20 protein-coding genes and 1 riboswitch are annotated in these 22133 nt (G+C 64.9%); of the genes, 15 read left to right on the top strand and 5 right to left on the bottom strand.

Going from position 1 to position 22133, the window contains the following annotated elements; translation table 11 throughout:
• Positions 1-207 precede the first annotated feature (207 nt).
• The 10 genes from WT53_RS24910 (at position 208) to WT53_RS24865 (ending at position 10469) form a co-directional block, all read left to right on the top strand.
• Complete coding sequence (locus WT53_RS24910) at positions 208-564, top strand: hypothetical protein (protein ID WP_060261967.1); 357 nt, start codon at positions 208-210, stop codon at positions 562-564.
• A gap of 88 nt (positions 565-652) precedes the next feature.
• The gene (locus WT53_RS24905) at positions 653-934 is read left to right on the top strand and encodes a hypothetical protein (RefSeq protein ID WP_060262146.1); all 282 of its coding nucleotides are present in this window, start codon (positions 653-655) and stop codon (positions 932-934) included.
• Positions 931-2421 carry a TolC family protein gene (locus tag WT53_RS24900; protein ID WP_060261963.1) on the top strand — a complete coding sequence of 497 codons (1491 nt, stop codon included), beginning with the start codon at positions 931-933 and terminating at the stop codon, positions 2419-2421. Before WT53_RS24905 ends, WT53_RS24900 begins: the two co-directional genes overlap by 4 nt.
• A gap of 1 nt (position 2422) precedes the next feature.
• Complete coding sequence (locus WT53_RS24895) at positions 2423-3718, top strand: multicopper oxidase family protein (protein WP_034205577.1); 1296 nt, start codon at positions 2423-2425, stop codon at positions 3716-3718.
• Positions 3719-3784: 66 nt separating this feature from the next.
• Positions 3785-4132: a copper-binding protein gene (locus tag WT53_RS24890; RefSeq protein WP_060261960.1), complete on the top strand. Its 348-nt coding sequence runs from the start codon at positions 3785-3787 to the stop codon at positions 4130-4132.
• Between the two features lie 14 nt (positions 4133-4146).
• On the top strand, positions 4147-4527 hold the full coding sequence (copC, locus tag WT53_RS24885) for a copper homeostasis periplasmic binding protein CopC (protein ID WP_060261956.1): 381 nt from the start codon (positions 4147-4149) through the stop codon (positions 4525-4527).
• Positions 4524-5465, top strand: coding sequence for a CopD family protein (locus WT53_RS24880; protein WP_034205575.1), 942 nt, complete (start codon positions 4524-4526; stop codon positions 5463-5465). Before copC ends, WT53_RS24880 begins: the two co-directional genes overlap by 4 nt.
• A 168-nt stretch (positions 5466-5633) precedes the next feature.
• Positions 5634-7448, top strand: a complete 1815-nt coding sequence (locus WT53_RS24875) for an ExeM/NucH family extracellular endonuclease (protein WP_060261952.1) — start codon at positions 5634-5636, stop codon at positions 7446-7448.
• Between the two features lie 698 nt (positions 7449-8146).
• Positions 8147-9994 carry a peptidase S10 gene (locus tag WT53_RS24870; protein ID WP_060261950.1) on the top strand — a complete coding sequence of 616 codons (1848 nt, stop codon included), beginning with the start codon at positions 8147-8149 and terminating at the stop codon, positions 9992-9994.
• Between the two features lie 82 nt (positions 9995-10076).
• Positions 10077-10469: a 2-oxoglutarate dehydrogenase gene (locus WT53_RS24865; RefSeq protein ID WP_230624832.1), complete on the top strand. Its 393-nt coding sequence runs from the start codon at positions 10077-10079 to the stop codon at positions 10467-10469.
• Between the two features lie 70 nt (positions 10470-10539).
• On the opposite strand, the gene WT53_RS24860 is transcribed toward WT53_RS24865, so the two are convergent.
• Positions 10540-11619, bottom strand: a complete 1080-nt coding sequence (locus WT53_RS24860; RefSeq protein WP_034205571.1) for a zinc-binding alcohol dehydrogenase family protein — start codon at positions 11617-11619, stop codon at positions 10540-10542.
• 109 nt (positions 11620-11728) lie between these two features.
• On the opposite strand from WT53_RS24860, the gene WT53_RS24855 reads away from it, so the two are divergent.
• On the top strand, positions 11729-12520 hold the full coding sequence (locus WT53_RS24855; protein ID WP_034205570.1) for a helix-turn-helix transcriptional regulator: 792 nt from the start codon (positions 11729-11731) through the stop codon (positions 12518-12520).
• A gap of 92 nt (positions 12521-12612) precedes the next feature.
• Here the strand turns inward: WT53_RS24855 and WT53_RS24850 are convergent, their stop codons facing one another.
• Positions 12613-14091 (bottom strand): aminotransferase class V-fold PLP-dependent enzyme, encoded by a 1479-nt coding sequence (locus WT53_RS24850; RefSeq protein WP_034205569.1) that lies wholly within the window; start codon positions 14089-14091, stop codon positions 12613-12615.
• 329 nt (positions 14092-14420) lie between these two features.
• Here WT53_RS24850 and WT53_RS24845 point away from each other — a divergent pair, with 329 nt between their 5' ends.
• From WT53_RS24845 to WT53_RS33655, 4 genes are all read left to right on the top strand, one after another.
• Positions 14421-15236: a MipA/OmpV family protein gene (locus tag WT53_RS24845; RefSeq protein WP_060261947.1), complete on the top strand. Its 816-nt coding sequence runs from the start codon at positions 14421-14423 to the stop codon at positions 15234-15236.
• Between the two features lie 8 nt (positions 15237-15244).
• Entirely contained in the window at positions 15245-15919 is a 675-nt protein-coding gene (locus WT53_RS24840) for a response regulator transcription factor (protein WP_060261943.1), read from the top strand.
• A gap of 51 nt (positions 15920-15970) precedes the next feature.
• The gene (locus WT53_RS24835; RefSeq protein ID WP_034205566.1) at positions 15971-17323 is read left to right on the top strand and encodes an ATP-binding protein; all 1353 of its coding nucleotides are present in this window, start codon (positions 15971-15973) and stop codon (positions 17321-17323) included.
• Positions 17324-17496: 173 nt separating this feature from the next.
• Positions 17497-17601, top strand: a riboswitch (SAM-I-IV-variant riboswitch).
• A 42-nt stretch (positions 17602-17643) separates the two neighbouring features.
• Positions 17644-17973, top strand: a complete 330-nt coding sequence (locus WT53_RS33655) for a hypothetical protein (protein WP_155294392.1) — start codon at positions 17644-17646, stop codon at positions 17971-17973.
• A gap of 308 nt (positions 17974-18281) precedes the next feature.
• Here WT53_RS33655 and WT53_RS32940 read toward each other — a convergent pair whose 3' ends face one another.
• From WT53_RS32940 to WT53_RS24825, 3 genes are read right to left on the bottom strand one after another with little or no spacing between them, the layout of a single operon-like run.
• A complete protein-coding gene (locus WT53_RS32940; RefSeq protein WP_080747682.1) occupies positions 18282-18566 on the bottom strand; it encodes a PAAR domain-containing protein in 285 nt (94 codons plus the stop codon).
• On the bottom strand, positions 18563-19531 hold the full coding sequence (locus WT53_RS32935) for a DUF6708 domain-containing protein (RefSeq protein WP_080747681.1): 969 nt from the start codon (positions 19529-19531) through the stop codon (positions 18563-18565). Before WT53_RS32935 ends, WT53_RS32940 begins: the two co-directional genes overlap by 4 nt.
• Positions 19532-19542: 11 nt before the next feature.
• On the bottom strand, positions 19543-22104 hold the full coding sequence (locus WT53_RS24825) for a T6SS effector BTH_I2691 family protein (protein ID WP_060261936.1): 2562 nt from the start codon (positions 22102-22104) through the stop codon (positions 19543-19545).
• Positions 22105-22133 lie beyond the last annotated feature (29 nt).

Below are 22133 nucleotides of genomic sequence, written 5' to 3'. Positions count from 1 at the left end.
GCCGGTCAGTGTAAAGCCAGAGCGTACGGCGTCGCGCGTGCGCGAAGGATGACGGGCGGATGACGGAATTGTCATGAAAAGCCCGTCATGTTTCGGCCATGCCGTCGTCACCGCGGCGGCGATAAGCTGCGGTCGTCTTGTCCCCGGCGCGCGCCGTCACGGCGCCGCGACGGCCCGAACGATCGCTGTCTGCCCGATTTCGTCTCCATGTCGTACTGGCGCACCTTCCTCGTCGTCGTATTGCTCGCGCTGAGCCTGCCGATCCAGTCGTTCGCGGTCGTTTCGATGCCGTGCTCGGGAGCTGCCGTGCGGCATGCGGACAACGCGTCGCACGCGATGCCGGCCGCGCAGGACGTTCATCACGATCACGGCGACCATGCACGAGGTGCGTCGTCGTGTGCCGCGTGCGTGTCCTGCTGCATCGGCACGGACATGTCGGGGGCGCTCGCGGTGCCTGCCGCGGCGAGCGCCGGCGTCACGATCGTCGCGCCACCGCCTTCGGCCGGAGGCGTGTCGTTCCTGACCGGCGGCATCGACCGGCCGCCGCGCCGGATGCCCGCCTAGTCCCTGCCCGCGGCCGACGCGCCGCGATCCGCCATGTGCACCGGGCGCCGTATCGGGCGCGCCGGAAGACTTACGACGAGACATGTTCATGCGATTGATCATTGCGGCGCTATGGGGCGCGGCGGCCCTCGTGCCGACGCTCGCGCCCGCGCAAACCCCGTTGCCCGATCCGGCGGACGCCGCCGCGACGGTGCCGGACGTCACCGTGACCTCCGCGTTCGACGGCTACCGTCCGTATCGGGACGACGCAGGCCCGGGCTGGCAGCAACTGAACCGGGACGTGACGGAGCGGCCCGCGAAAGCACGCACGACCGGCGACGCGGCCGGCCACGGCGCCGCCCATTCGACGCACGGAGGGGCCGCGCGATGACGACGTTCGCGATATCGCCGAGGATCGGCGTGGCCGCAGCCGCGCTGGCGTTCCTCGCGGGCTGCACGACGTTTTCGAAGGACGGCGGGTTCGACGCCGTGTCGTCCGTCGCATCGGAACGCATCGGCAAGGACGCGGTGGTGATCAGGACCGACGCCGACCGCGAAGCCGTCGACCGGCGGACGAAGGAACTGCTCGGCAAGCCGCTGTCGATCGACGACGCGGTGCAGGTCGCGCTGCTGAACAACCGAGGCTTGCAGGCGTCGTACGCGGAGCTTGGGCTGTCGGAGGCCGACCTCGTGCAGGCGGGCCGGCTGCCGAACCCGCGCTTCGCATTCAGCCGCACGCGTGCCGGCGACGGCGAGCTCACGCTCGGGCGCACGTTCTCGGCGAACGTGTTCGCGCTGCTGACGATGCCGCTTGCAACGAAGATCGAGCGCCGCCGTTTCGAGCAGACCAAGCTGGAAACGGCCGATGCGATGCTGAAGGTCGCGGCCGAGGCGCGCCGCGCGTATGTCGAGGCCGTCGCCGCGGAGCAGGCCGCGAACTATGCGCAGCAGGTGCGCGACGCCGCGAGCGCGGCCGCCGAACTGGCGTTGCGCATGCGGCAGGCCGGCAACTTCAGCCGGCTCGACTACGCCCGCGAACAGGCGTTTCATGCAGATGCGGTCGCGCAGCACGCGAAGGCGCGCCAGCAGGCCGTCGCTGCACGCGAGAAGCTCACGCGTGCGATGGGGCTGTGGGGCGAGCGCGCGCGGTACGCGCTGCCCGAGCGCTTGCCGGATGTGCCGAAGGCGCGCCCGGACCTGCGAGATCTCGAACGTTTCGCGATGGGCAACCGCCTCGACATCCAGGCGGCGAAGCTGCAGACGCAGGGTGTCGCGTCGTCGCTCGGCCTGAGCAAGGCCACGCGCTTCGTCAACGCGGTCGAGCTCGGCTACGTGAACGACTACGAAACCGGCAAGGGCCACGAGCACGGCTACGAGATCGGCGTCGAGATTCCGCTGTTCGACTGGGGCGGCGCCAAGGTCGCGCGCGCCGAGGCCATCTACATGCAGTCGGCGAACCGGCTCGCGAAAACGGCCATCGATGCGCGCTCCGAAGTACGCGAATCGTACGCGGCGTACGTGACGAGCTACGACGTCGCGACGCACTATCGCGACGAGGTCGTGCCGCTACGCAAGACGATCTCCGACGAACTGCTGCTGCGTTACAACGGGATGCTCGCGAGCGTATTCGAGCTGCTGACCGATGCGCGCGAACAGGTCGGCGCGGTCAACGGCTACATCGACGCGCTGAAGGACTACTGGCTCGCCGAAACCGATCTGCAGATGGCCGTCGGCGGCCGGTTGCCGTCGCCGGACGCGACGCATTCCGGCCATTCGGCATCCGAATCCACCCCAACCGCCGACGCTGCGCCGCAGCCGGCATCCACGCCCGCGGCGCCGTCGGCGCCCGCGACGCAACCGCATCCGGAAGGTCATTGACATGGTGTCCCGTCGACAATTTCTCAGCGGCTCGGGCGCCGCGCTGCTCGGTGCGACGATGGTCGGCAAGGCCGGCGCCGCATCGCTGCCCGAAGCGCCGACGATGGCGAAGACCGGCACGCAGCCGCCGCTCGTGCCGCCCAACGGCCGCCCGTATACGCCCGTCGCGACGCTGAACGGCTGGTCGCTGCCGTGGCGGATGAAGAACGGCTGGAAGGAATTCCACCTGACGGCCGAGCCCGTCGTGCGCGAGATGGCGCCCGGCATGAACGCGAACCTGTGGGGCTACAACGGTCAGTCGCCGGGCCCGACGATCGAGGCCGTCGAAGGCGACAAGGTCCGCATCTTCGTGACCAACCGGCTGCCCGAGCACACGACGATCCACTGGCACGGGCTGCGGCTGCCGAACGGGATGGACGGCGTCGGCGGTCTCACGCAGCCGCATATCCCGCCCGGCAAGACCTTCGTCTACGAGTTCCAGCTCGAAGCGCACGGCACGTTCATGTATCACCCGCACGCCGACGAGATGGTGCAGATGGCGATGGGGATGATGGGCATGTTCGTCGTGCATCCGAAGGATCGCGGCACGATGCCGGTCGATCGCGATTTCGTGTTCCTGCTCGCCGCGTACGACATCGATCCCGGCAGCTACACGCCGCGCGTGAACGAGATGACCGACTTCAACATGTGGACCTTCAACTCGCGCGTGTTCCCGGGCATCGATCCGCTGCCGGTGCGCGCCGGCGACCGCGTGCGGATTCGTTTCGGCAACCTGACGATGACGAATCACCCGATCCACCTGCACGGCTACAGCTTCGAGGTCGCGGGCACCGACGGCGGCTGGATTCCGCCGGCCGCGCGCTGGCCGGAAGTGACGGCCGATGTCGCGGTGGGCCAGATGCGCGCGATCGAGTTCACCGCCGATCGCCCGGGCGACTGGGCGTTCCATTGCCACAAGTCGCACCACACGATGAATGCGATGGGCCACCAGGTGCCGAACCTGATCGGCGTACCGCAGAAGGATCTCGCGAAGCGGATCGGCAAGCTCGTGCCCGACTACATGGCGATGGGCAGCACGGGCGGCGCGATGGGTGGCATGGAGATGCCGCTGCCCGACAACACGCTGCCGATGATGACCGGCACGGGCCCGTTCGGGCCGCTGGAAATGGGCGGCATGTTCACGGTGCTCAAGGTGCGGCAAGGGCTCGGCCGCAACGACTATCGCGATCCGGGCTGGTTCCGGCATCCGAAGGGCACCGTCGCATACGAATACACCGGCGAAATGCCGGACGGTTGAAGCAGCACGCGGCGGCCGCGCCGATGCGGCCGCCGGTTTCCATTCACTCACACGGGAGTCGACACGATGAAGAAGGGACTGGTTTTGATGGCGACGGGGTGCGCGCTGGCGTTCTCCGCTGCGTCGTACGCCGCCGGCGACATGGCCGGCATGGACATGAGCGATGGCGCGAAGCAGGGCGCCGCGGCGGCGTCGCGCATGTCGCACGGCGAGATCCGCAAGGTCGACACGGCGGCCGGCAAGCTGACGATCAAGCACGGCCCGCTGGAGAACCTCGGGATGGACGCGATGACGATGGTATTCAAGGTGAAGGACCCGGCGATGCTGTCGCAGGTCAAGGCGGGCGATACGGTCGACTTCGTCGCCGAGGACGTGGACGGCGCGCTGACCGTCGTCGAACTGAAGAAGCCGTGACGCGGAGTGCGAACATGACCAGCACGATTTCCGGACGGCTCGCCGCGTTCGCCGCGGCTGGCGCCCTCTTCGCGATGACACCGGTCGCGGCCTCGGCCCACGGCAAGCTCGAAGGCGCCGCACCCGCAGCCGGCAGCACGGTCGACGCGTCGCCCGACACGGTGCGGCTGACGTTCAACGAAGACCTCGAACCGGCGTTCAGCTCGGTGAAGGTGTGGGATGCGAGCGGCAACGCCGTCACGCAGGACAAGGCGAAGGTCGACGCGTCGAATCCGCGCGTGATGGCCGTCGCGATACCGAAGCTCGCGGCCGGCGCGTACACGGTGCAGTGGACGGCGATGACGGCCGATGCGCATCGCACGAAGGGCACCTATACGTTCCGGGTGAAGGAATGAACGACGGCATCCTCGGCCTGTTGCGGCTCGTGGCGGTGGCGATCCAGAACGCCGGGTTCGCGGTGGTCGTCGGTGCGCTGCTCGGTCGCCACTGGCTCGCGCGCGGCGCGTCCGCATGGCAGCACGACGTCGGCCGGCGGCTCGTCGCGACGCTGCGCATCGCATCCGTCGTATCGCTGCTCGCGAGCGTCACCGCGTTCTGGGCGCACTGCGCGCTGATGAGCGAAGTGTCGCTGCTCGACGCGGGGCCGGCGGTGTGTTCGATGCTTGCGCGCACCGGGTTCGGTCATGCGTGGCTGGCCGGCACGGTGTTGATGCTCGTCGTCGTGCTGCTGTCGTTCGTCGGGCGCGCGAACGACACGCGGTTTCCGTTCGCGATGGCGGCCGCGCTTGCCGCTGTCGCGCTGGCGCGCAGCAACGGCGGCCATCCGGTGGACGCCGGGCTGTTCAGCGTGCCGGTGTGGGTCGACTGGCTGCATCTGCTGGCGATCAGCGCGTGGGTCGGGCTCGTGCTCGTGACGGCGTTCGGCCTGATGCCGCGGCTCGCCCGCATGCCGACGAGCGAGCGCATGACGGGTGCGGCGTTCGTGCAGTCGCTGTCCGATGCGTCGACCTGCGCGTTGATCGTGCTGTTCGCGACCGGCGCGTACAACGGCTGGCGCGGCGTCGAGACGCCCGCCAACCTGCTCGCGTCGACGTACGGGCAGATCCTGCTGCTGAAGCTCGCGCTCGTGCTGCTTGCCGCGATGCTCGGCGGGCACAACCGCTTCTTCGGGATGCCGAAGCTGCTGGACGCGTTGAAGGACCCGGCCGCCGCGATGCCGGCACGCGCGTCGAAGCAGTTCGGCGCGGTGTTGCGGATCGAGGCGGTCGTGCTCGGCGGCGTGCTGATGGCGGCGGCCGTGCTCGTGTCGAGCGCACTGCCGGGGACGGTCTAGCGCGGCGGGTTTTCGTCGGAAGATCGGCTGCATTGTCGAGACATGACCGGACGACGCAGGGCGATCGCGGCGCGATGACGCCAATTACATCGGCCTGTCTGCCGATTACCGGAAACTGTCATTGAGCGCAGCTAAGCTTTCGTCACCCTCACAACCGGGATTCCCTCCATGCGCTCGACAATCCGCCTGTTTGCCCCGCTATTGCTGCTCCCGACGCTCGCCGCGCCGGTATTCGCCGCGACCGCCGCGCCCGTCAGCTCGAACTGCGGCGGCAGCACGACGCCGATCGCCGACATCCAGGGGCCGGGCGCACCGTCGCCGCTCGCCGGCCAGAACGCGTCGATCGAAGCCGTCGTCACCGCCGATTTCGGCGGTACGGACGGCTTCGGCGGCTTCTTCGTCCAGCAGGCCGACGCGCAGCGCCGCAACCAGCCGGGCGTGTCCGAAGGCCTGTTCGTCTATGCGCCGAAAGCGCGCGCGAAGGCCGGCGATCTCGTGCACGTGACGGGCAAGATCGAGGAGAAATACGGGCAGACGCAGCTCACGCTGTCGGGCCCGATCGCGGTGTGCGCGAACGGCCAGACGGTCACGCCCGCGACGCTCACGCTGCCGGTCGACAGCCCGAACGCGTTCGCCGCGTACGAAGGGATGCTCGTGCGCCTGCCGCAGACGCTGAGCGTCACCGACAACTACGAACTCGGCCGTTACGGCAGCGTGATGCTCAGCAACGGCCGCCTGCGCACGCCGACGAGCGTCGTGCCGCCCGCACAGGCGCAGGCGCAGATCGACGCGAACGCGCGCAACCGCCTGATCCTCGACGACGGCTCGAACAAGCAGAATCCCGCGACCGTGCCGTACCCGGCGCCGGGCCTGTCGGCCTCGAACACGCTGCGCGCGGGCTACACCGTGCGCGACGTCGAAGGCGTGCTCGAAGTGCGTTACGGCGCATGGCGCGTGCAGCCGCTGCCCGGTGCAGCAGTGCCGGCGTTCGAAGCACGTACGAACCCGCGCACGAACGCGCCGGCGCGCGATCCGAAATCGAACCTGCGCGTCGCGTCGTTCAACGTGCTGAACTACTTCAACGGCAACGGTCTCGGCGGCGGCTTCGACGATCCGAACAATCGCGGCGCGAAGACCTTCCAGGAATTCCAGCGCCAGGAAGCGAAGATCGTCAGCGCGCTGAAGGCGATCGACGCCGACGTGATCGGCCTGATGGAAATCCAGAACAACGGTTACGGCGAACTGAGCGCGGTGCGCCAGCTCGCGGCGAAGCTCGGCGACCACTGGCGCGTCGTCGATCCGGGTACGTCGCGGCTCGGCGGCGACGCGATCGCGGTCGCGATGATCTACGACAGCCGCAAGGTCGAGCCGGTCGGTCGCGCGGCGACGCTCGCGATCGACGACAAGAACCGTCAGCCGCTCGCGCAGTCGTTCCGGCTGGTCGGCGGCAACAAGCAGGCGCTGACGGTGGCCGTGAACCACCTGAAGTCGAAGAACTGCCCGGACGCCGCGAACGACGATCTCGACCAGGGCGATGGCCAGGGCTGCTGGAACCCGACGCGCACGCGCGCGGCGGCGAAAGTCGCCGACTGGCTGGCCGGCAACCCGACGGGCGTCAAGAGCCAGGGCGTGCTGCTGATCGGCGACTTCAACAGCTACACGTACGAAGACCCGATCCGCGCGCTCGAGTCGCGCGGTTACCGCAACCTCGTCGCGCGCTGGATCGGCGCGAACGCATACAGCTACGTGTACAACGGCGAAGCCGGCTATCTCGACCACGCGCTCGCGACGCTGCCGCTCGCGTCGCACGTGAAGGCCGTGCACGAATGGCACATCAACGCGGACGAGCCGCTCGCGCTGCAGTACACGCTCGCGTACAAGTCGGCCGAGCAGCAGAAGACGTTCTACGCGCCGGATGCATATCGCTCGTCGGATCACGATCCGGTGCTGATCGATATCGCGCTGCCGGGCGGCGGGAAGTGACGATGGTTTGAGTGCCTGCGACAGGCGCGACGCGCGGCAATGCCGTCCGTCGCGGCCTGTCCGGGAAAGCCGTTCGAATGCCGGGTAAATAATGCCGCGCAGAATTAATCGAACCGGTATTTTATGGATGACGCAGTGCACATCGTTTCTGCAATTGAAGCGCGATTGAAGCGAATCGAATTATCGAATGACGTGCGCATGTCGCTGCACCGTCCCGATCGATACGGCGATAATAAAAATGAAAGAATGGTCCTGTCGATCCGAAGGCTTTGAACGCGATGCGCCAATGCAGAAAAGGCTTCCGCGTTGTGCGGGAAAAGTAAAATATTCGGCGCGGCATTGCCGATGAAGCATACCTTGCACGAATAATCCTGTTTTCTTTCAAATTCCAGACACTGTCCGCCCTTCGCATCATTGCTGGATTTTTAATATCCGAATGATCTTTGACAACGCGGCGCAGCACCGCCTATTTTTGTCATGTCGTAAATTTCAGTAATACAAAAGTGGTCCAAACTGCAGGGGGCGCGTCCTGGCATCATTCTCGCCGGCAGTTTGCTGTGTCTGTATCAAGTTCAGTCTCTTAGAAGTCCGATCCAACCGCCGATTGCCGACCGTGCAACGCGAGTGGCGGGTACGCCTGCGCGTTTCGCGGGCGTCGGCGGCCTTTGTGACGCGGTATCCGAAATCAAAGGGCAGAGATGAAACCAGACAGGAGCAGTACCGGCATCCGCCGGGTTCGTCGCGGCCGGCTGGGCGGGCTAGGCGCATTGACCGCCATGACACTGGCGCTCGCGGCATGCGGCGGCGACGATTCGTCGTCCGTCGGCGCGTCGAGCCTCGCACAGGCCACCGCGAGCCAGCAGGCCAGCGCGCAGGCGGCCGGCACCCAGGCGCCGGCGGCCAACCAGCCGTACGTCGACCTGGTCGCGTATTCGATGAACGCGACCGACGGCCTCGCGCCGTCGCAGGTGGCCGAGAAAGCGGCCGTCATGCATTACCAGTGGAAGGGCGGCGGCAAGACGATCGACTACACGACGACCACCGGCCACCTGACCGCGCAGGACGCGAACGGCAATGCGGAAGCGTCGATGTCGTATGTCGCGTACACGGCGCCCAGCACGAACGGCAAGCCGCGCCCGGTCACGTTCGTCTATAACGGCGGGCCGGGCTCGTCGTCGATCTGGCTGCGGCTCGGCTCGTTCGCGCCGACCCGCGTGGCCACGCCCGATCCGCTGTTCGGCAACAACTGGCCGAACTATCCGCTCGTCGACAATGCGGAAAGCCTGATCGACACCACCGACCTCGTGTTCATCGACCCGCCCGGCACCGGGCTGTCGGAGGCCGTGTTGCCGAACACCAACCAGAAGTACTGGGGTTCCGACGCGGACGTGAACATCATGCGCGACTTCATCCAGCGCTACCTGAACGTCAACAGCCGCGGCACGTCGCCGATCTACCTGTACGGCGAATCGTACGGCACGCCGCGTACCGACATGCTCGCGCTCGCGCTCGAATCGGCCGGCGTGCACCTGACGGGCATCGTGCTGCAGTCGTCGATCCTGAACTACTTCGCGGATGCGGTGGAAGCGGTGGCGATCACGCAGTCGACCGAAGGGCTGCTGCTCGATACCGACACGGTGGCCGGCTATCTGCCCGGCTACGCGGCGGTCGCGGCGTACTTCAACCAGGTCTCGCCGGCGCCGGTGAACCAGGATCTGTACGCACTGCAGACGGAATTGTTCACGACGCTGATCTACAGCCAGTTGCAGAAGTACTCGCAGTCGTGGGTGTTGAGCCAGCTCGGCATTCCGGATGCGCTCGGCACGCCGGTGTTCCCGAGCGATGCGACGCTCAGGCTGTGGTCGATCCCGTCGAGCCTCACGCAGCAGGCGCTGCGCGGCTACTTCAACGCGAATCCGTTCGGCACGAGCCTGCTGCCGGGCACGACGATCGGCCGGTATGACGGGCGCGTGTCGTTGCCGAATTCCGATCCGCGGCTGCAGACCGACGGCGATCCGTCCGACATCCTGATCTCGCAGCCGTTCACGAACGCGCTCGCGACGCAGATGCCGGACTATCTCGGCTACACGGCCCCGAACGCGACGTACCTGCCGCTGAACGACAACATCATCGGCGTCTGGGACTTCTCGCACGACGGCCAGCCGATGCCCGACACGATCCCCGATCTGCTCGGTGCGCTGCAGCTCAACCCGAAGCTTCGCGTGCTCGCGGAGAACGGCTACCACGATCTCGCGACGCCGTTCTTCAACACGGAGAAGCAGCTCGCGCGGCTGCAGACGGTCAAGGGCCTGAATCCGAAGCTGCAGGTGAACTTCTTCCAGGGCGGTCACATGACTTACCTGGATGACGTCGCCCGTCCGCTGATGAAGCGGGACCTGCAGACGTTCTACAAGGGCGCGCGGATTCCGACGGCGCTGACGCTGCGCATGCTGCCGCCGCCGTGGCCGGACGAAAACCCGCCCAGCGTGCCGACCGGCAGCGTCCCGGGCGCGACGGCCGCGACGACGCTGGCGGCCGCCCCGTGAGCGACGGACGCGTTGTCGGCGGAACCCTCTATTCATCCATTGAATGCGAGCGATCATGTCCCTAATCCAATTGATGCGGCGTATGTCCCCGTTGATCGTGCTCGGTGCCGTGATGAGCAGTGCCTACGCGTTGCCGCCGCAGGCGGTGGCGCCGGTGAAGCTGCCGCACGGCGGGCGCGGTGTCGACGGTCCGTTCTTTCCTGCCACGCGGGCGGCGCCGGTGTTGCCGTCGACCGGCGCGGCCTTGCAGCAGCAGGCGCAGCAGCGCGTCGACGCGAGGCTCGGCGGCAATACCGTGCTGAGCAACGGCGCAGCCGTGACGAAGGCGCAGGCGCAGAGTAGCGGGCTCGGCTTCGTGTCGAAGCACTTCGACGAGATCGATGCGAAGCACACCGGTCGCGTGACGATGAGCGACGTACGGCAGTTCATCCGGCAGCGGCAGGCGCAGGCGCAGCAGGAACAGCAGGACGAGTGACGTAGCGGGCAGGACGGCGGCCGGTGCGGCTTGTCGGGCGCACCGGCCGTCGAATCGTCGGCGGGCGCGGCTAAGGCGCGATCACCGTCATCCTGAACGGCCCGCCGTGCTCCGCCGCATGCGTAACCGCGTCGTTCGCGTCGTCGAGCGCGAAGGCCGTCACGTCGAATTGTCCGAGGTCGAGCAGCCCGCCGCGAACGAGCCCGGTCATCAGCGTCACGGCTTGCGTCGGGTACATCCATTTGCCGCGCAGCGTGATGTCGTTGCGCATGATCCACGGATACGGCAGCTCGAGCCCGGCCCCGCCGAGCATGCCGACGCCGCCCATCAGCACCACGCGCCCGTACGGGCGAACCGCCATCACGGCCGCGCGCACCGTCGTCGCGGGCACCGACGGCGGCATCAGGTCGATCACGCAGTCGATCGGCCCCGGCGCCGCCTGCTGCATGCGGAGGCGGTCTCCGGTTTCGTCGCCGGTCAGCTCGACCGTGCGCACGCGGTCGCCGAAGCGGCGTTCGAGATCCGCGAGCACGCGCACGTTGCGGCCCGGCGCGACCACGCAGCGCGCGCCCATCGCCAGCGCCACCGCGACGCAGGCGCTGCCGAAATGACCGGTCGCGCCGCTGACGAGCACGATTTCGCCGGCGCGCAGGTCGGATGCCAGCAGCCCGCCGTAAGGCACGAGCAGGGTATTGAGCGCGCACCAGCGTGCGGCGTCGGCCGACGCGATCGCGCCGATGCGCACCGCGTTCTCGGTCGGCACGCGCAGCCGTTCGGCGAACGGACCGTCGTGAAAATAGCGCTGCAACTGCTTGCCGCCTTCGCCGCGCGTGCTCCAGCCCTGCAGCACGATGTCGGGCATTCGCGCGTCGTCGCGCGAGCGGACGGTCGGGTCGCAGAACACCCAGTCGCCCGGCTGCAATTGCGTCGCGTCGGGGCCGGTTTGCCGGACCCGGCCGATCGCGCCGCAGCCGGGCACGATCGGCAGCTCAAGCGGATAGCGGCGCTCGCCGCTGAATACTTCCCGCGCATAGGGCAGAACCGGCGTCGCGACGACGTCCACGACGACTTCGCCCGTGCCGAGCACGGGGTCCGGCATCGTTTCGATCGCGAGCGGCGTGCCGAACGACTTCAGAATCGCAGCTTTCATGACGCTTCCTGACGGTGGAGATGCGTCGATTCTGGCAGGCTTAGAATCTGCAACAAGGCCCGGCGCGAGCCCAGGATGGGCCGATACCACCCTGCCCGGAGCGAACCCGATGACCGTCACCACGCGAACCCCGTTCGGCGATTTCCTGCGCTCGCGGCGCAAGAAACTGCGCCCGGAAGCCGTTGGCCTGCACGGCGGCCCGCGCCGGCGCACGCCCGGCCTGCGGCGCGAGGAAGTCGCGGAACTCGCGGGCATCGGCGTCGACTGGTACGTCCGGCTCGAGCAGGGGCGCGACGTCAACCCGTCGGAGGCGACGCTCGACGCGCTGGCGCGCGCGTTGCGGCTCGACAAGGCCGAAGCCGTCCATCTGCGCACGCTCGCACGGCGCGACGGGCCGCGTGCGTTCGTGCCGGAACACCTGCCGCCGACCCTCGCGCGGCTCGTCGCGCATCTTCGGCAGCCTGCCTACGTGACCGGCCGGCGCTGGGACATCCTCGCGTGGAATGCCGCCGCGGCCGAGGTGCTCGGCTTCGACCGGCTGGCGCAAGCCGATCGCAACATCCTCGTCTACATGTTCGAGACGCCGCACGCGCGTGCGCTGTTCGCAGCGAGCTGGGCCGACGAGGCGCGGCGGATGATCGCGTTGTTTCGCACGAGCCACGATCTCTACGCGAGCGATCCGGCGTTCGTCGCGCTGGTCGCGCGATTGCGCGCCGGCAGCGCCGAGTTCGCGCAATGGTGGGATGCGCACGACGTGCGCAGCGGCGTGTCCGGCGAGAAAGTGCTCGTGCATGCGCAACGCGGCACGCAGCGCTACGAGTACGCGACGTTCCAGGCGAACGACGATCCCGCGCTGAAGCTGGCGATCTATACGCCGGTGAACGGCGATGAACGGACCTGATGCGGTCGTGACCGGCGCCACCGGGCGGCCGCGCAGCGAAGCATCGGCTTCATGCGCGACCGCAGGCGGTCAGGCGTAAGGGTGGGGGAGGCTCACGCCGCACGTCGAGCGGACAGCCGATTCCACAGCATGCCGGAGCGGCTGCCGCTGCGGCAATACGCGAGCACCGGCTTCGGCAGCGTGTCGACCAGTGCGCCGAACGCGTCGACTTCCGCGTCGCCGATGCGGTCGCGCTCGACCGGCAGGTAGCGCGCGTCCATCCCCAGTTCGCGCGCGGCCGCGGCGATCTCGTCGAACGACGGCTGATCCACGCCTTCGCCATCCGGTCGGTTGCAGATCACCGCACGAAAGCCCGCATTGCGGATCGCCTTCAGGTCGGCCGGCGTGATCTGCCGCGACGCGGCGAAGCCGGTCGCCGCGGCCGCCCGGCATTGCTCGATCGCCCGCGCGAAACAGCCGATCGCGAAGTCGACGTCCTGCTCCGTCGTGAAGCGCCCGAAACTGATGCGCACGGTACGCCCGGCCGTTTCCGCATCGAGGCCGATCGCGGTCAGCACGTGGGACGGTGCGCCGCTGGTCGAATTGCATGCGGAGGTGGACGACACGGCGAGCGCTTCGCCGAGCATGAACGGGAAGAAGCCCGGCGCATTGACCGTCAGGCTCAGCGTGTGCGGGATGCGGCGGGCGGCGGCCGCGTTCTGCGTGACGTCGCCGAGCGCGAACAGCGCGTCGGTGAGCCGCGCGCCGAGCGCAGCGATCCGCGCGGCTTCGCCGTCGAGTTTTTCGGCGGCGAGTTCGCATGCGACGCCCATGCCGACGATCTGATGCGTCGCGAGTGTGCCCGAACGCAGCCCGCGCTCGTGGCCGCCGCCGTGAATCTGCGGCGCGATCCGGCTCGCGATCTCGCGGCGGACGAACAGCGCGCCGATGCCCTTGGGGCCGTACACCTTGTGGGCGGACATCGACATCATGTCGATGCCGAGCGCGCGCACGTCGATCGGCGTCTTGCCGAGCGCCTGCGCGGCGTCGACGTGGAGCAGCGCGCCGGCGGCGTGCACGATGCGGGCGATCGCGCCGATGTCGGTCAGCGTGCCGATCTCGTTGTTCACGAGCATCAGCGACACGAGGCCGGTGTCGGGGCCGAGCGCGGCCGCCACCGCGTCGGTGGTGATTTCGCCGTGAGCGTCGGGCGTCAGGAAAGTGACTTGCATGCCGCGCTTCGACAGGTTCGCCATCGTGTCGAGCACGGCCTTGTGCTCGAGGCGGCTCGTGATCAGGTGGCGCTTGCCGGTCGCGTTTTCCGCATAGCCCTTCAGCGCGAGGTTGTTCGATTCGGTGGCGCCCGACGTCCAGACGATCTCGTCGGCGTCCGCGCCGATCAGCGCGGCGACCTGCGCACGGGCGTGCTCGACTTTGTCCTTCGCTTGCCGGCCGGCGGCGTGCGAGCTGGATGCGGGGTTGCCGAAGATGCCGTCGAAGCCGAGGCAGGCCGTCATCGCGTCGATCACGGCAGGGTCGGCGGGGGTCGTGGCTGCGTAGTCGAGGTAGTGCAGCGGGGTGGGGTCGCTCATGTCCGTCTCTTGCTCATTGCGTAGTGACGGAAATGATACGGGGGACAGAAGGGAAAAAGGATCCAAAGTTGGCTGAGGATTCGGCTCGATGGGGAATAACGTTTTATCCATATGCGGAATTGGGAAATTTGTTTCTTTCCGGGCCGGCCGAGTGCGGCGGCGCCGGCATGCAGGCTCGCGCGCATCGAGCCTCTCGCCTTGCATCGATATTTCCCCCCATCCGAATTCCTCACAAGATCCGCCCGAGACGATTTTTTCGGTAAGTGAGCGGTAAGTCGACTGGTCCTACAGTAGCCCCCGTTTCGACCGCCGACTCCAGGAAAACGATTGTGAAAATTGCCGCCTGCCGCGCCCGTCCGTTATGGCTGATTGCCGCTTCATTCGCACTGTCATCCGCTTCCGCATGGGCGGACGACGCCATGAGCCCGCCCGATCCCGATCATTCGGGGCTGACCATCCTCGACCACGCGACGAACGTCACGCATTGGGGATTGGGCGCCGGCGTCGGCGTCGAACCGTCGGTCTACAGGGGCGACGGCACCCGCGTCTTGCCTTTTCCGCTGGTCTACTTCGACAACAAATGGGTGCAGGCCATCGGCACCACGGTCGATCTGAAAATCGGCAGCTGGAGCGGCGTCAATGTCGCGCTGCGTGGCCAGTTCTCGCTGTTCGACGGATACAAGGGCTCGGACGCACCGATCCTGAACGGCATGGACAATCGCAAGGGCGCGTTGTGGTACGGCCCTGCACTGTCATGGAGCATGCGTTTCGGCACGTTGTCGGGCAGTTTCCTGCTCGGCGGAAACAAGGGCGAACGCGCGAAGATCGGTTTCGAAAAGGCGTTCGCGCTCGGCGCGTTCTCGATCGCGCCACATGTCGGCGTGGAATGGTTGAGCGACAAATACGTCGACTACTATTACGGCGTGCGACCATCCGAGGCACGTGCGTGGCGCGCCGCATACAGCGCGGGTTCGGCCGTGAACGTGTCGGCCGGCACCCGTATCGACTACCGGCTGACGAAGCAGCAGACGGTTTTCGTGGACGTGGGTGTGTCGCGTCTCGGCGACGGCATCACCGACAGTCCGCTCGTCGGAAGACGGTTCGTTCCCGAGGCCAGAATCGGCTACATGTATCGGTTCAAGTGAGCGCGAGTATGCCAAGAGTGGCGATTGTCGAGGATCACGAGCGCCTGGCCGGCCTGCTGGCTCAGGCCCTGGCCGCGGCGGGGATCGAATCCGATCGGTTCGGCAATGCTCGGGAAGCCGCTTACGGTATCGACCGGGCCGATTACGCGCTGCTGATCGTCGATCGAGGATTGCCCGACGGAGACGGCCTGGCGTTCTTGCGCACGCTGCGTGCGGCGGGGCGCATGATGCCTTGCCTGATGCTGACGGCGCGCGACGCGTTGCATGACCGCATCGACGGACTCGAAAGCGGCGCCGACGACTATGTGACCAAGCCGTTCGAAATGAGCGAGCTCGTCGCCCGCGTCCGCACGCTGATGCGGCGCCCGGCGCTGCTCACGACGCTCGTCGCGTCGTTCGCGGATGTGACCGTCGACCCCTCGCAGCGCACGATGCGCTGTGGCGACCGGACGACACTGCTGGCGCCGGCCGAACTGCAGGTCATGCTCTGCCTGATGGAAGCCGCGGGCCGGACCGTCCGGCATTCGAACCTCGAGCATGCCGCATGGGGGCTCGCGGAGGCGGTCACGCCGAACGCGCTCGAGGTGACGGTGCACCGCTTGCGCAAGAAACTGACGGTGATCGGCGCAACGATGCGACTCGCCAATATCCGCGGCGCCGGCTTCGCGCTGCGCGACGCGTGACGATGCTTCGCCGCGTTCCGCCGGTTGTCACGTCCTCGTAAGAGAACCGCCATGTTCCGTCATTGGGTTCTACGCCTGTCGACCCGTCTATGGGTGACCAACGTCGTCGCGTTCGCCATCAGCCTGGCGCTGCTGTCTGCACTTTCCATCTATTTTCTGGATCGATATCCCGAGTTCTTGGGACGGCGCCAGCAGATGGAGAGCATCCGTCATATCGTGGCCGGGATGCGTTTCGACGCGGCCGGGCGCCCCGCATCCGTGCGATTGGGCGAGCATCCGGCGGTGATGTTCCGGCTCTTGCCGGCCGACGTGAAGTACCGCGTGCTCGATGCGACGGGGAAGGTGTTGCTGGCGTCGGTGCCTTCGAGCGACGACCGACCCTGGCTGACGGAGGACCTCGCGACGGTGGCAGGCAAGGTACTGCCCGCGACGATCGACAGTAAGGCGTACGTGGTCGCGACTCAACGCGCGTTGAACGGTAGCGTCGTCTATTACGTGCAGGTGGCGCACAGCAGGCAACTCGTCGATGCGCTCGTCAGGACGCGGATCGATCCGATACCGAAGACCATTGCTTATGTGCTGGTCATTGCGACCGTTATTTTCGGACTGACGCTGCCGTTGACGATCGGCCATGTGCTGAAGCCGTTGCGGGAGGTATCGCGTGCCGCGCGGGAAATCGAGCCACGCAACTTGAAGACGCGGCTGTCGTCGGCCGGGATTCCCAGCGAGATCAAGCCGCTGATAGACGCGTTCAACGATGCGCTGACCCGGCTCGAGAACGGCTTCGCGGTTCAGCAGCAATTTCTCGCCGACGCCGCGCACGAGTTGCAGACGCCGCTCACGCTGGTCAGAGGGCAGATCGAGCTGCAGCCCGACATCAGCCAGAAGGCGCTGTTGCTTCGCGAGATCGACTTGATGGCACGGCAGGTCAAGCAACTGCTGCATCTGGCCGAAGTCAGCGAAGCGCGGAACTTCAGCTTCGACGACGTGAACGGCGCCGAGGTCACGCGCGACGTCGTGAGCTTGCTGGCTGGCAAGGCCGATGCGAAGCAGGTGAAGCTGCATATCGAAGCGCGCGACTCCGCGGCGCCTATACGGGCGGATAGCGGGGCGCTTTTCATCCTGCTCAAGAACATCCTCGAGAACGCGATCAACGCTTCGCCGTCGAGCGGTGTCGTCGTGCTGACCGTTCTCGATTCGGCGATTCATATCGAAGATGAAGGGCCGGGTATTCGGCGGGAGCATCTTCCGCTGCTCTTCGATCGATACTGGCGGGCACCGGACTCGCGGTATGACGGTGCCGGCCTCGGGCTGGCAATCTGCAGGGAGATTGCCGACGCCCATCACTGGAATCTCACGGTCGATGTGCTGACGACGGGGACGCGGTTCAGTGTCTGGTTTTAGTTGGCCATGAAGGGATTTCGACCCCTCATGCAAGACACGCGGGTCCGTGGGTTACCTTGGTAACGGGGCGGACGAGTGCGCCTGTCATGCCGACGTGTCGCTTTTCACCGCCCCTTGTCCGGCGTCGATTTTTCGATATAATGAACCCACGTTCGGCATGACGAACGTGAGAATTCAAGCATCCAGAGTCGGGTTTATCCGACGCCAACCTGCCCTCCCGGGCAAGGTGGACGCCCTCGAGGCGATGCGGCCGATTGACGGCAACGAAGCGGGAGCAGCATGGCTGGCACCGGTTCGATCACCATTCATCCGGAGCAACCATGAGCCAAGTTTCCTCCGCTTCCCGCCCGCCAGTCTGTGAAGACTGGTCGCACTTCCTTCCCGGTTTCACGTTGACGCATACGGTTCATCTCGTTTCGAGACGGCTTCCGGGCATCGTTTCGACTGCAGAGGCCGTGCTCGAAGGTGAAACGGCTACGATCGATCGTTGGGCCATCACCCGCTGTGGCGATGTTCTCGAACAAAAGATCGTGCTGGGCGAAATGACGGAAGGGCAAGCGGTGCGGCTGCGTGAGCGGCTTGCCGCGCTGGAGGGGGTGCTCCGGGCGCGGGTGGAGCATCATTTCGTGAGGGCGGGGGCGGTGCGGTAGACGATGTGGGTGGATCGTCGCTGTATTGGCTTGCTGACGGACATTAATTCTGGTCACGGACCGCTCATGGTTCTTGTTACGCCGAACGCACCAACGCGCAATGCGCCGTTTGCCATAGCTCGAGCCGCAATCCGATGCGTGCGGGTTCCGCCACAGGCTGCGCATGTGCGAGCTTGGCCACCGAAATACCCGGCTCGCACGCCGCGACGGCGACATGCCGTCGGTACTTCGGTGCAGACAGTTGATCCACACCAGCCTGTTGGACAACAGTTATAAGCGAAACAGAGGTGGGGTTCCTAAGTGAGCCATCACGTCTTTATGGAGCCCAAAGTCTGCGACGCCACCAGCTTCGGCAGTGGCTCACATTTGCATTGGCACAAGTCGCCTTCCAATGCAACCTGCTTACCCATCATCTTCATCTCACGTGGTGAACCGTCGCTTACGATGATGCCCATCGTGCCGCAGGCTGGACACTGAACAGCTGCGCCCAGATAAGCGAAAGGTTGGCCTTGCAGCGAGGTCCCCGCGATACCGTCGACAACGACACCGTTGCGGTCAGTCTTATCGCCCTGACGAATGAACCGTCTGCTCATACAGGAAGCCTCTTGGACGGCATCGCAGCATTACACGCCCGCTCAACGTCCTCGGGCCATACTGGTTCCCGACAGGTCCGTTGTGCGATGTAGTAGGCAACCGCAAGGATAAATGTCGGTAGCGCAGCAATGGCCGTCACCAAAGACATAACCGGATTTCCCGACCTCAGAAGGCCCGACGCTCCATCAAACTGCAATTTGAGAGAATTTCGGAGCGAGACTTCTGTGGTCAGGAATTCAGCTACCGGAGGTACCGCAGATGGTCCATCTTCCATGAAACGCCGATAGTATTCAAAGTCTTGGTAAAGTTCTTCCATCGCCAGCTGTCCAGCCGGACTGTCCTCGTCAAATGCTAGTTCTACGTATTTTCCGATGGAGAACGTGCCGACAACCAACCCTTTGTCGTCAAGCACGAGGCAACGAACCACACGCGGCGCCGTTCCAGCGAGACCAGCTTTGGGCTTGCGTTCAATGTACAGAAATGCATTATCCCAAGGAACCGACAAGACGCCACCCGGCCCGTTGTGGCGAAAGGCGTATATCGTGCGGTTCAAGCGGTTAAAACGTATCGGCTTGCGAGTGTAATTGAAGCAATCGACGAAAAGCGCTCGCACCGTTACTGCGAGGCCGCCAACGCCAACTAATGTGAAGATGGCCAGAAGCGCGTAAACAACGCCCTCCTGTCCTTTTTCACGGACGGCGATTGGCATGTGTGTTGCTATCCACATAAACATCGCGATCAGGCAGAGGAAGAGGACACCAGCGGTAGAAAACGCCAGTAGTCCCCAGCCCTTTTCACGGTGCAGGCCGTCACATACCTCAAGGTAGGAATCGGTTGCTTTGAAGGCCGTCCCCACGCTCTTTGCACTATCGGTGCATCGTTCGTTGACATGTAGTCGCGCCGATGACTCCGTATCCGTTACCGGTCGATTGAGCTTGTACCGGGAGTGTCCGTCGAAAGCCATACTGAGTCCATTCAAGAAAAAATTGCTGTGAACGCCTTCCGGTCTTCTTCAAGGCGCTCAAATCTTTCGCTAGTCGCCTTGATGCCGAAATAGCATTGCTCTAGCCAATCGTCAACTTCGCGACTTTTGAAATAGTTAATCAAAACACCGATAAGAGCAGCGAGAAGGAGCAATGGCAACGTCAGAACACTTCCCACGAACGCTGCAACGACCAAGGCTCCTCCAATAAGTGCCGACGTAGTGTAGAGCGCAAACATAAGAATATTTCCGTGCTCGAGTTCGTCGTAGGCATGATATGCATCGATAGCCGCCGATACTAACCCGACAATAGCCCCACCGAATCTGCCAACGATGGCTAGGAATCGCCCAACCTTGGCCAAATTCTCGGAGAGTTTGACGCCCGCCTTCTCCATCTGCTCAAGCGCGGATGAACCATATTGTGCGACGCCCGCTACGAGTCCACCGACCGCATTGTCGAACTTGATGCCAGCTTCCGTCTGATTGAACCGATTCGCTTTCTTCAACTCCTCACGAGCGAAACGAAGATTGATGGCACTGAATATCGCTCCGATGCCAGCAAACCCGGGTTCCCCCTTCGTCATAAGCCGGAACTTCGGCATGTAAATCGTCTCGACCACGTCGGGCGTAAGCGTCGCGCCGGCCAACTTCTCGAAGCCGGGTCTGGCCTTGACGTTTGCCAGGGCCGCGGCCTCTGCCGCTGGGCTTTCGACTGGCACGAACTGCTTCGCCTTGATTTCCGGGTCGGCACCTCTGCCTACGGTGGCCTTGTCCTGAAGTTGCTGTTTCAGGTCCTGCACGCTGATTTTCTGGCGACCTGGCATCATTTCCTGCATCTGACGGGCAATGTAATTCACCCACTGGCTTGCCGAGCCGTATACAGCCTTAAACTCGAACAACTGTTTCGTCCGCATGCACAGCGTGACGTACAGAGTCTTCGCTGCCGCAGTTTCCACGCCCGTACTGACCGCTTGAACGACCGGTCCACCGGTCTCGTGCAGCAGTCGCGCCAAGGACTTCGCGACGGCAATCTTAATGCCCTTGTCCTTCGAATCCTCCACCTGCTCTATCTTGCTGTAAGACTCGATGAGCTTCGCCACAAACTCCCTCAGTTCCATGTACGGGTAACTGGATGCCTCCTTGACCTTCTCGGCCAGCACTGGGCTATTTAAGACGAACGCACGCAGCAGCGGGTTGCGGGTATCGGATACGCTCCCTGTCGCCCACTTAACGAGCACGTCAATGGCCTCTTTGCGATCAGCCGAACCTTCGATGCACCGCGTAAATGTGTTGGTATAGTTCAGCCCGCCACGCCAGCTTCCCGGCTCGTAGTCGAACTCGAACACATTGAGGAGCGCGGGACTGGAAAGCCATACCTGATGGTCTTGCGATAGCGGCACAAGTGTGCTCGTCTGCTCCGACTTCATTGCTTTCGCCATCGTTTGCCGAAAGTCGACGATAGCCTGCTGACGATAGTGGGTCGTGTAGGGCTTCCATGCCTCCGGTCCGGCGGTTGCAAGTCCAGCCTCCTTCATCGCCTCGATGCTTTTAAGTTGCTTCTCTAGCGCCTTGCCGCCATCGAATAGAGCTCCGGGGCCCATTCCCTCATAGGTATTGGCTTCCAGCATGTACGCTCCACGTTCGACGTCCTCTTTCGCCGATACCTCGACCGCCTTCTGCAGCGCATCGATTGCGCTGGCTGCCCAGATGCCATGTTCATACGGTGCAAGCGCAGCGCCGAATGCGACACGCTGCTCGAAGTTGAGCTCCTGCGTGATACCGACCGGATCCCACAGCGCGAAGAACAACCCCTTGTTCGGCAGGATAGAGTCCATCGCCTTTTTCAGGGCCGGCTGCTGCCCGGCACGGTCGTGGTACGGAAAGCAACCGGTGACGAGCGCATCGGGACGGCCGCCCTTGTATTCGCTCAGAAGCCCCTCGAGATGGTCCAGGCTATCCGCATGCGGCTGATTCGTGTTGCCGTTATACCAGGCGGTCGCATCGAACTTCTGCATCCGCTTGTCACGACAGCCCATGAAGTTCTTCGCGTAGGTGTCGCGGACTTTCTGTGTCCAAAGCTCATCGCTAAACGCCAGATACACGGTTCCGGCATGTTCGGCGTCTTCAATGGTGATGCATTGGGCTAGTTGCGCATGCCCGGGTTGATGACAGCTGAACGGCTTCTCGAAACTACGGTCGAGCTTGATGCCGACCGGATAGTCGTACAAGTATCCTTCCGCCGTAACGGCATATATCTGCCACCGCTGTGTTTTCGGGTAGAAGATATACACGTAGCCGTAGCGCAGAGTGCGCAGCGTGTACTTTGCCTTCTTGAGCGCAATGCCGACGACGCCGTCGCCAAACTTGCCGCCCATGAGCGACATCGCGCCAGCAGAGCTGTGAGCCTTCGAGTTGGCCACGACCCCGTAGCGGACAGGGAGAATCGGCAACCCCTTCTTCTTGCACATGTTGCATGAATTCGGCGCGCGCGAGCTTGTCTGCATCGCAGACTGCGTGAGTTGGGAAATACTCGCAAAGTTCGTGTCGAGTGCCATTCTGTATCTCTCTCGTGCCGCCACTCGGG

This window comes from Burkholderia sp. MSMB2157WGS, assembly GCF_001532755.1.
Lineage (GTDB): Bacteria > Pseudomonadota > Gammaproteobacteria > Burkholderiales > Burkholderiaceae > Burkholderia.
The sequence above is the reverse complement of the archived record's forward strand: the minus strand, read 5'-3'. Positions and strand labels throughout refer to the sequence as shown.

What these genes read in the sequence shown, in the direction of transcription:
- WT53_RS24910 (WP_060261967.1), top strand. Translation starts at nt 208, where the DNA reads ATGTCGTACTGGCGCACCTTCCTCGTCGTCGTATTGCTCGCGCTGAGC.
- WT53_RS24905 (WP_060262146.1), top strand. Translation starts at nt 653, where the DNA reads ATGCGATTGATCATTGCGGCGCTATGGGGCGCGGCGGCCCTCGTGCCG.
- WT53_RS24900 (WP_060261963.1), top strand. Translation starts at nt 931, where the DNA reads ATGACGACGTTCGCGATATCGCCGAGGATCGGCGTGGCCGCAGCCGCG.
- WT53_RS24895 (WP_034205577.1), top strand. Translation starts at nt 2,423, where the DNA reads ATGGTGTCCCGTCGACAATTTCTCAGCGGCTCGGGCGCCGCGCTGCTC.
- WT53_RS24890 (WP_060261960.1), top strand. Translation starts at nt 3,785, where the DNA reads ATGAAGAAGGGACTGGTTTTGATGGCGACGGGGTGCGCGCTGGCGTTC.
- copC (WP_060261956.1), top strand. Translation starts at nt 4,147, where the DNA reads ATGACCAGCACGATTTCCGGACGGCTCGCCGCGTTCGCCGCGGCTGGC.
- WT53_RS24880 (WP_034205575.1), top strand. Translation starts at nt 4,524, where the DNA reads ATGAACGACGGCATCCTCGGCCTGTTGCGGCTCGTGGCGGTGGCGATC.
- WT53_RS24875 (WP_060261952.1), top strand. Translation starts at nt 5,634, where the DNA reads ATGCGCTCGACAATCCGCCTGTTTGCCCCGCTATTGCTGCTCCCGACG.
- WT53_RS24870 (WP_060261950.1), top strand. Translation starts at nt 8,147, where the DNA reads ATGAAACCAGACAGGAGCAGTACCGGCATCCGCCGGGTTCGTCGCGGC.
- WT53_RS24865 (WP_230624832.1), top strand. Translation starts at nt 10,077, where the DNA reads ATGTCCCCGTTGATCGTGCTCGGTGCCGTGATGAGCAGTGCCTACGCG.
- WT53_RS24860 (WP_034205571.1), bottom strand. Translation starts at nt 11,619, where the DNA reads ATGAAAGCTGCGATTCTGAAGTCGTTCGGCACGCCGCTCGCGATCGAA.
- WT53_RS24855 (WP_034205570.1), top strand. Translation starts at nt 11,729, where the DNA reads ATGACCGTCACCACGCGAACCCCGTTCGGCGATTTCCTGCGCTCGCGG.
- WT53_RS24850 (WP_034205569.1), bottom strand. Translation starts at nt 14,091, where the DNA reads ATGAGCGACCCCACCCCGCTGCACTACCTCGACTACGCAGCCACGACC.
- WT53_RS24840 (WP_060261943.1), top strand. Translation starts at nt 15,245, where the DNA reads ATGCCAAGAGTGGCGATTGTCGAGGATCACGAGCGCCTGGCCGGCCTG.
- WT53_RS24835 (WP_034205566.1), top strand. Translation starts at nt 15,971, where the DNA reads ATGTTCCGTCATTGGGTTCTACGCCTGTCGACCCGTCTATGGGTGACC.
- WT53_RS33655 (WP_155294392.1), top strand. Translation starts at nt 17,644, where the DNA reads ATGAGCCAAGTTTCCTCCGCTTCCCGCCCGCCAGTCTGTGAAGACTGG.
- WT53_RS32940 (WP_080747682.1), bottom strand. Translation starts at nt 18,566, where the DNA reads ATGAGCAGACGGTTCATTCGTCAGGGCGATAAGACTGACCGCAACGGT.
- WT53_RS32935 (WP_080747681.1), bottom strand. Translation starts at nt 19,531, where the DNA reads ATGGCTTTCGACGGACACTCCCGGTACAAGCTCAATCGACCGGTAACG.
- WT53_RS24825 (WP_060261936.1), bottom strand. Translation starts at nt 22,104, where the DNA reads ATGGCACTCGACACGAACTTTGCGAGTATTTCCCAACTCACGCAGTCT.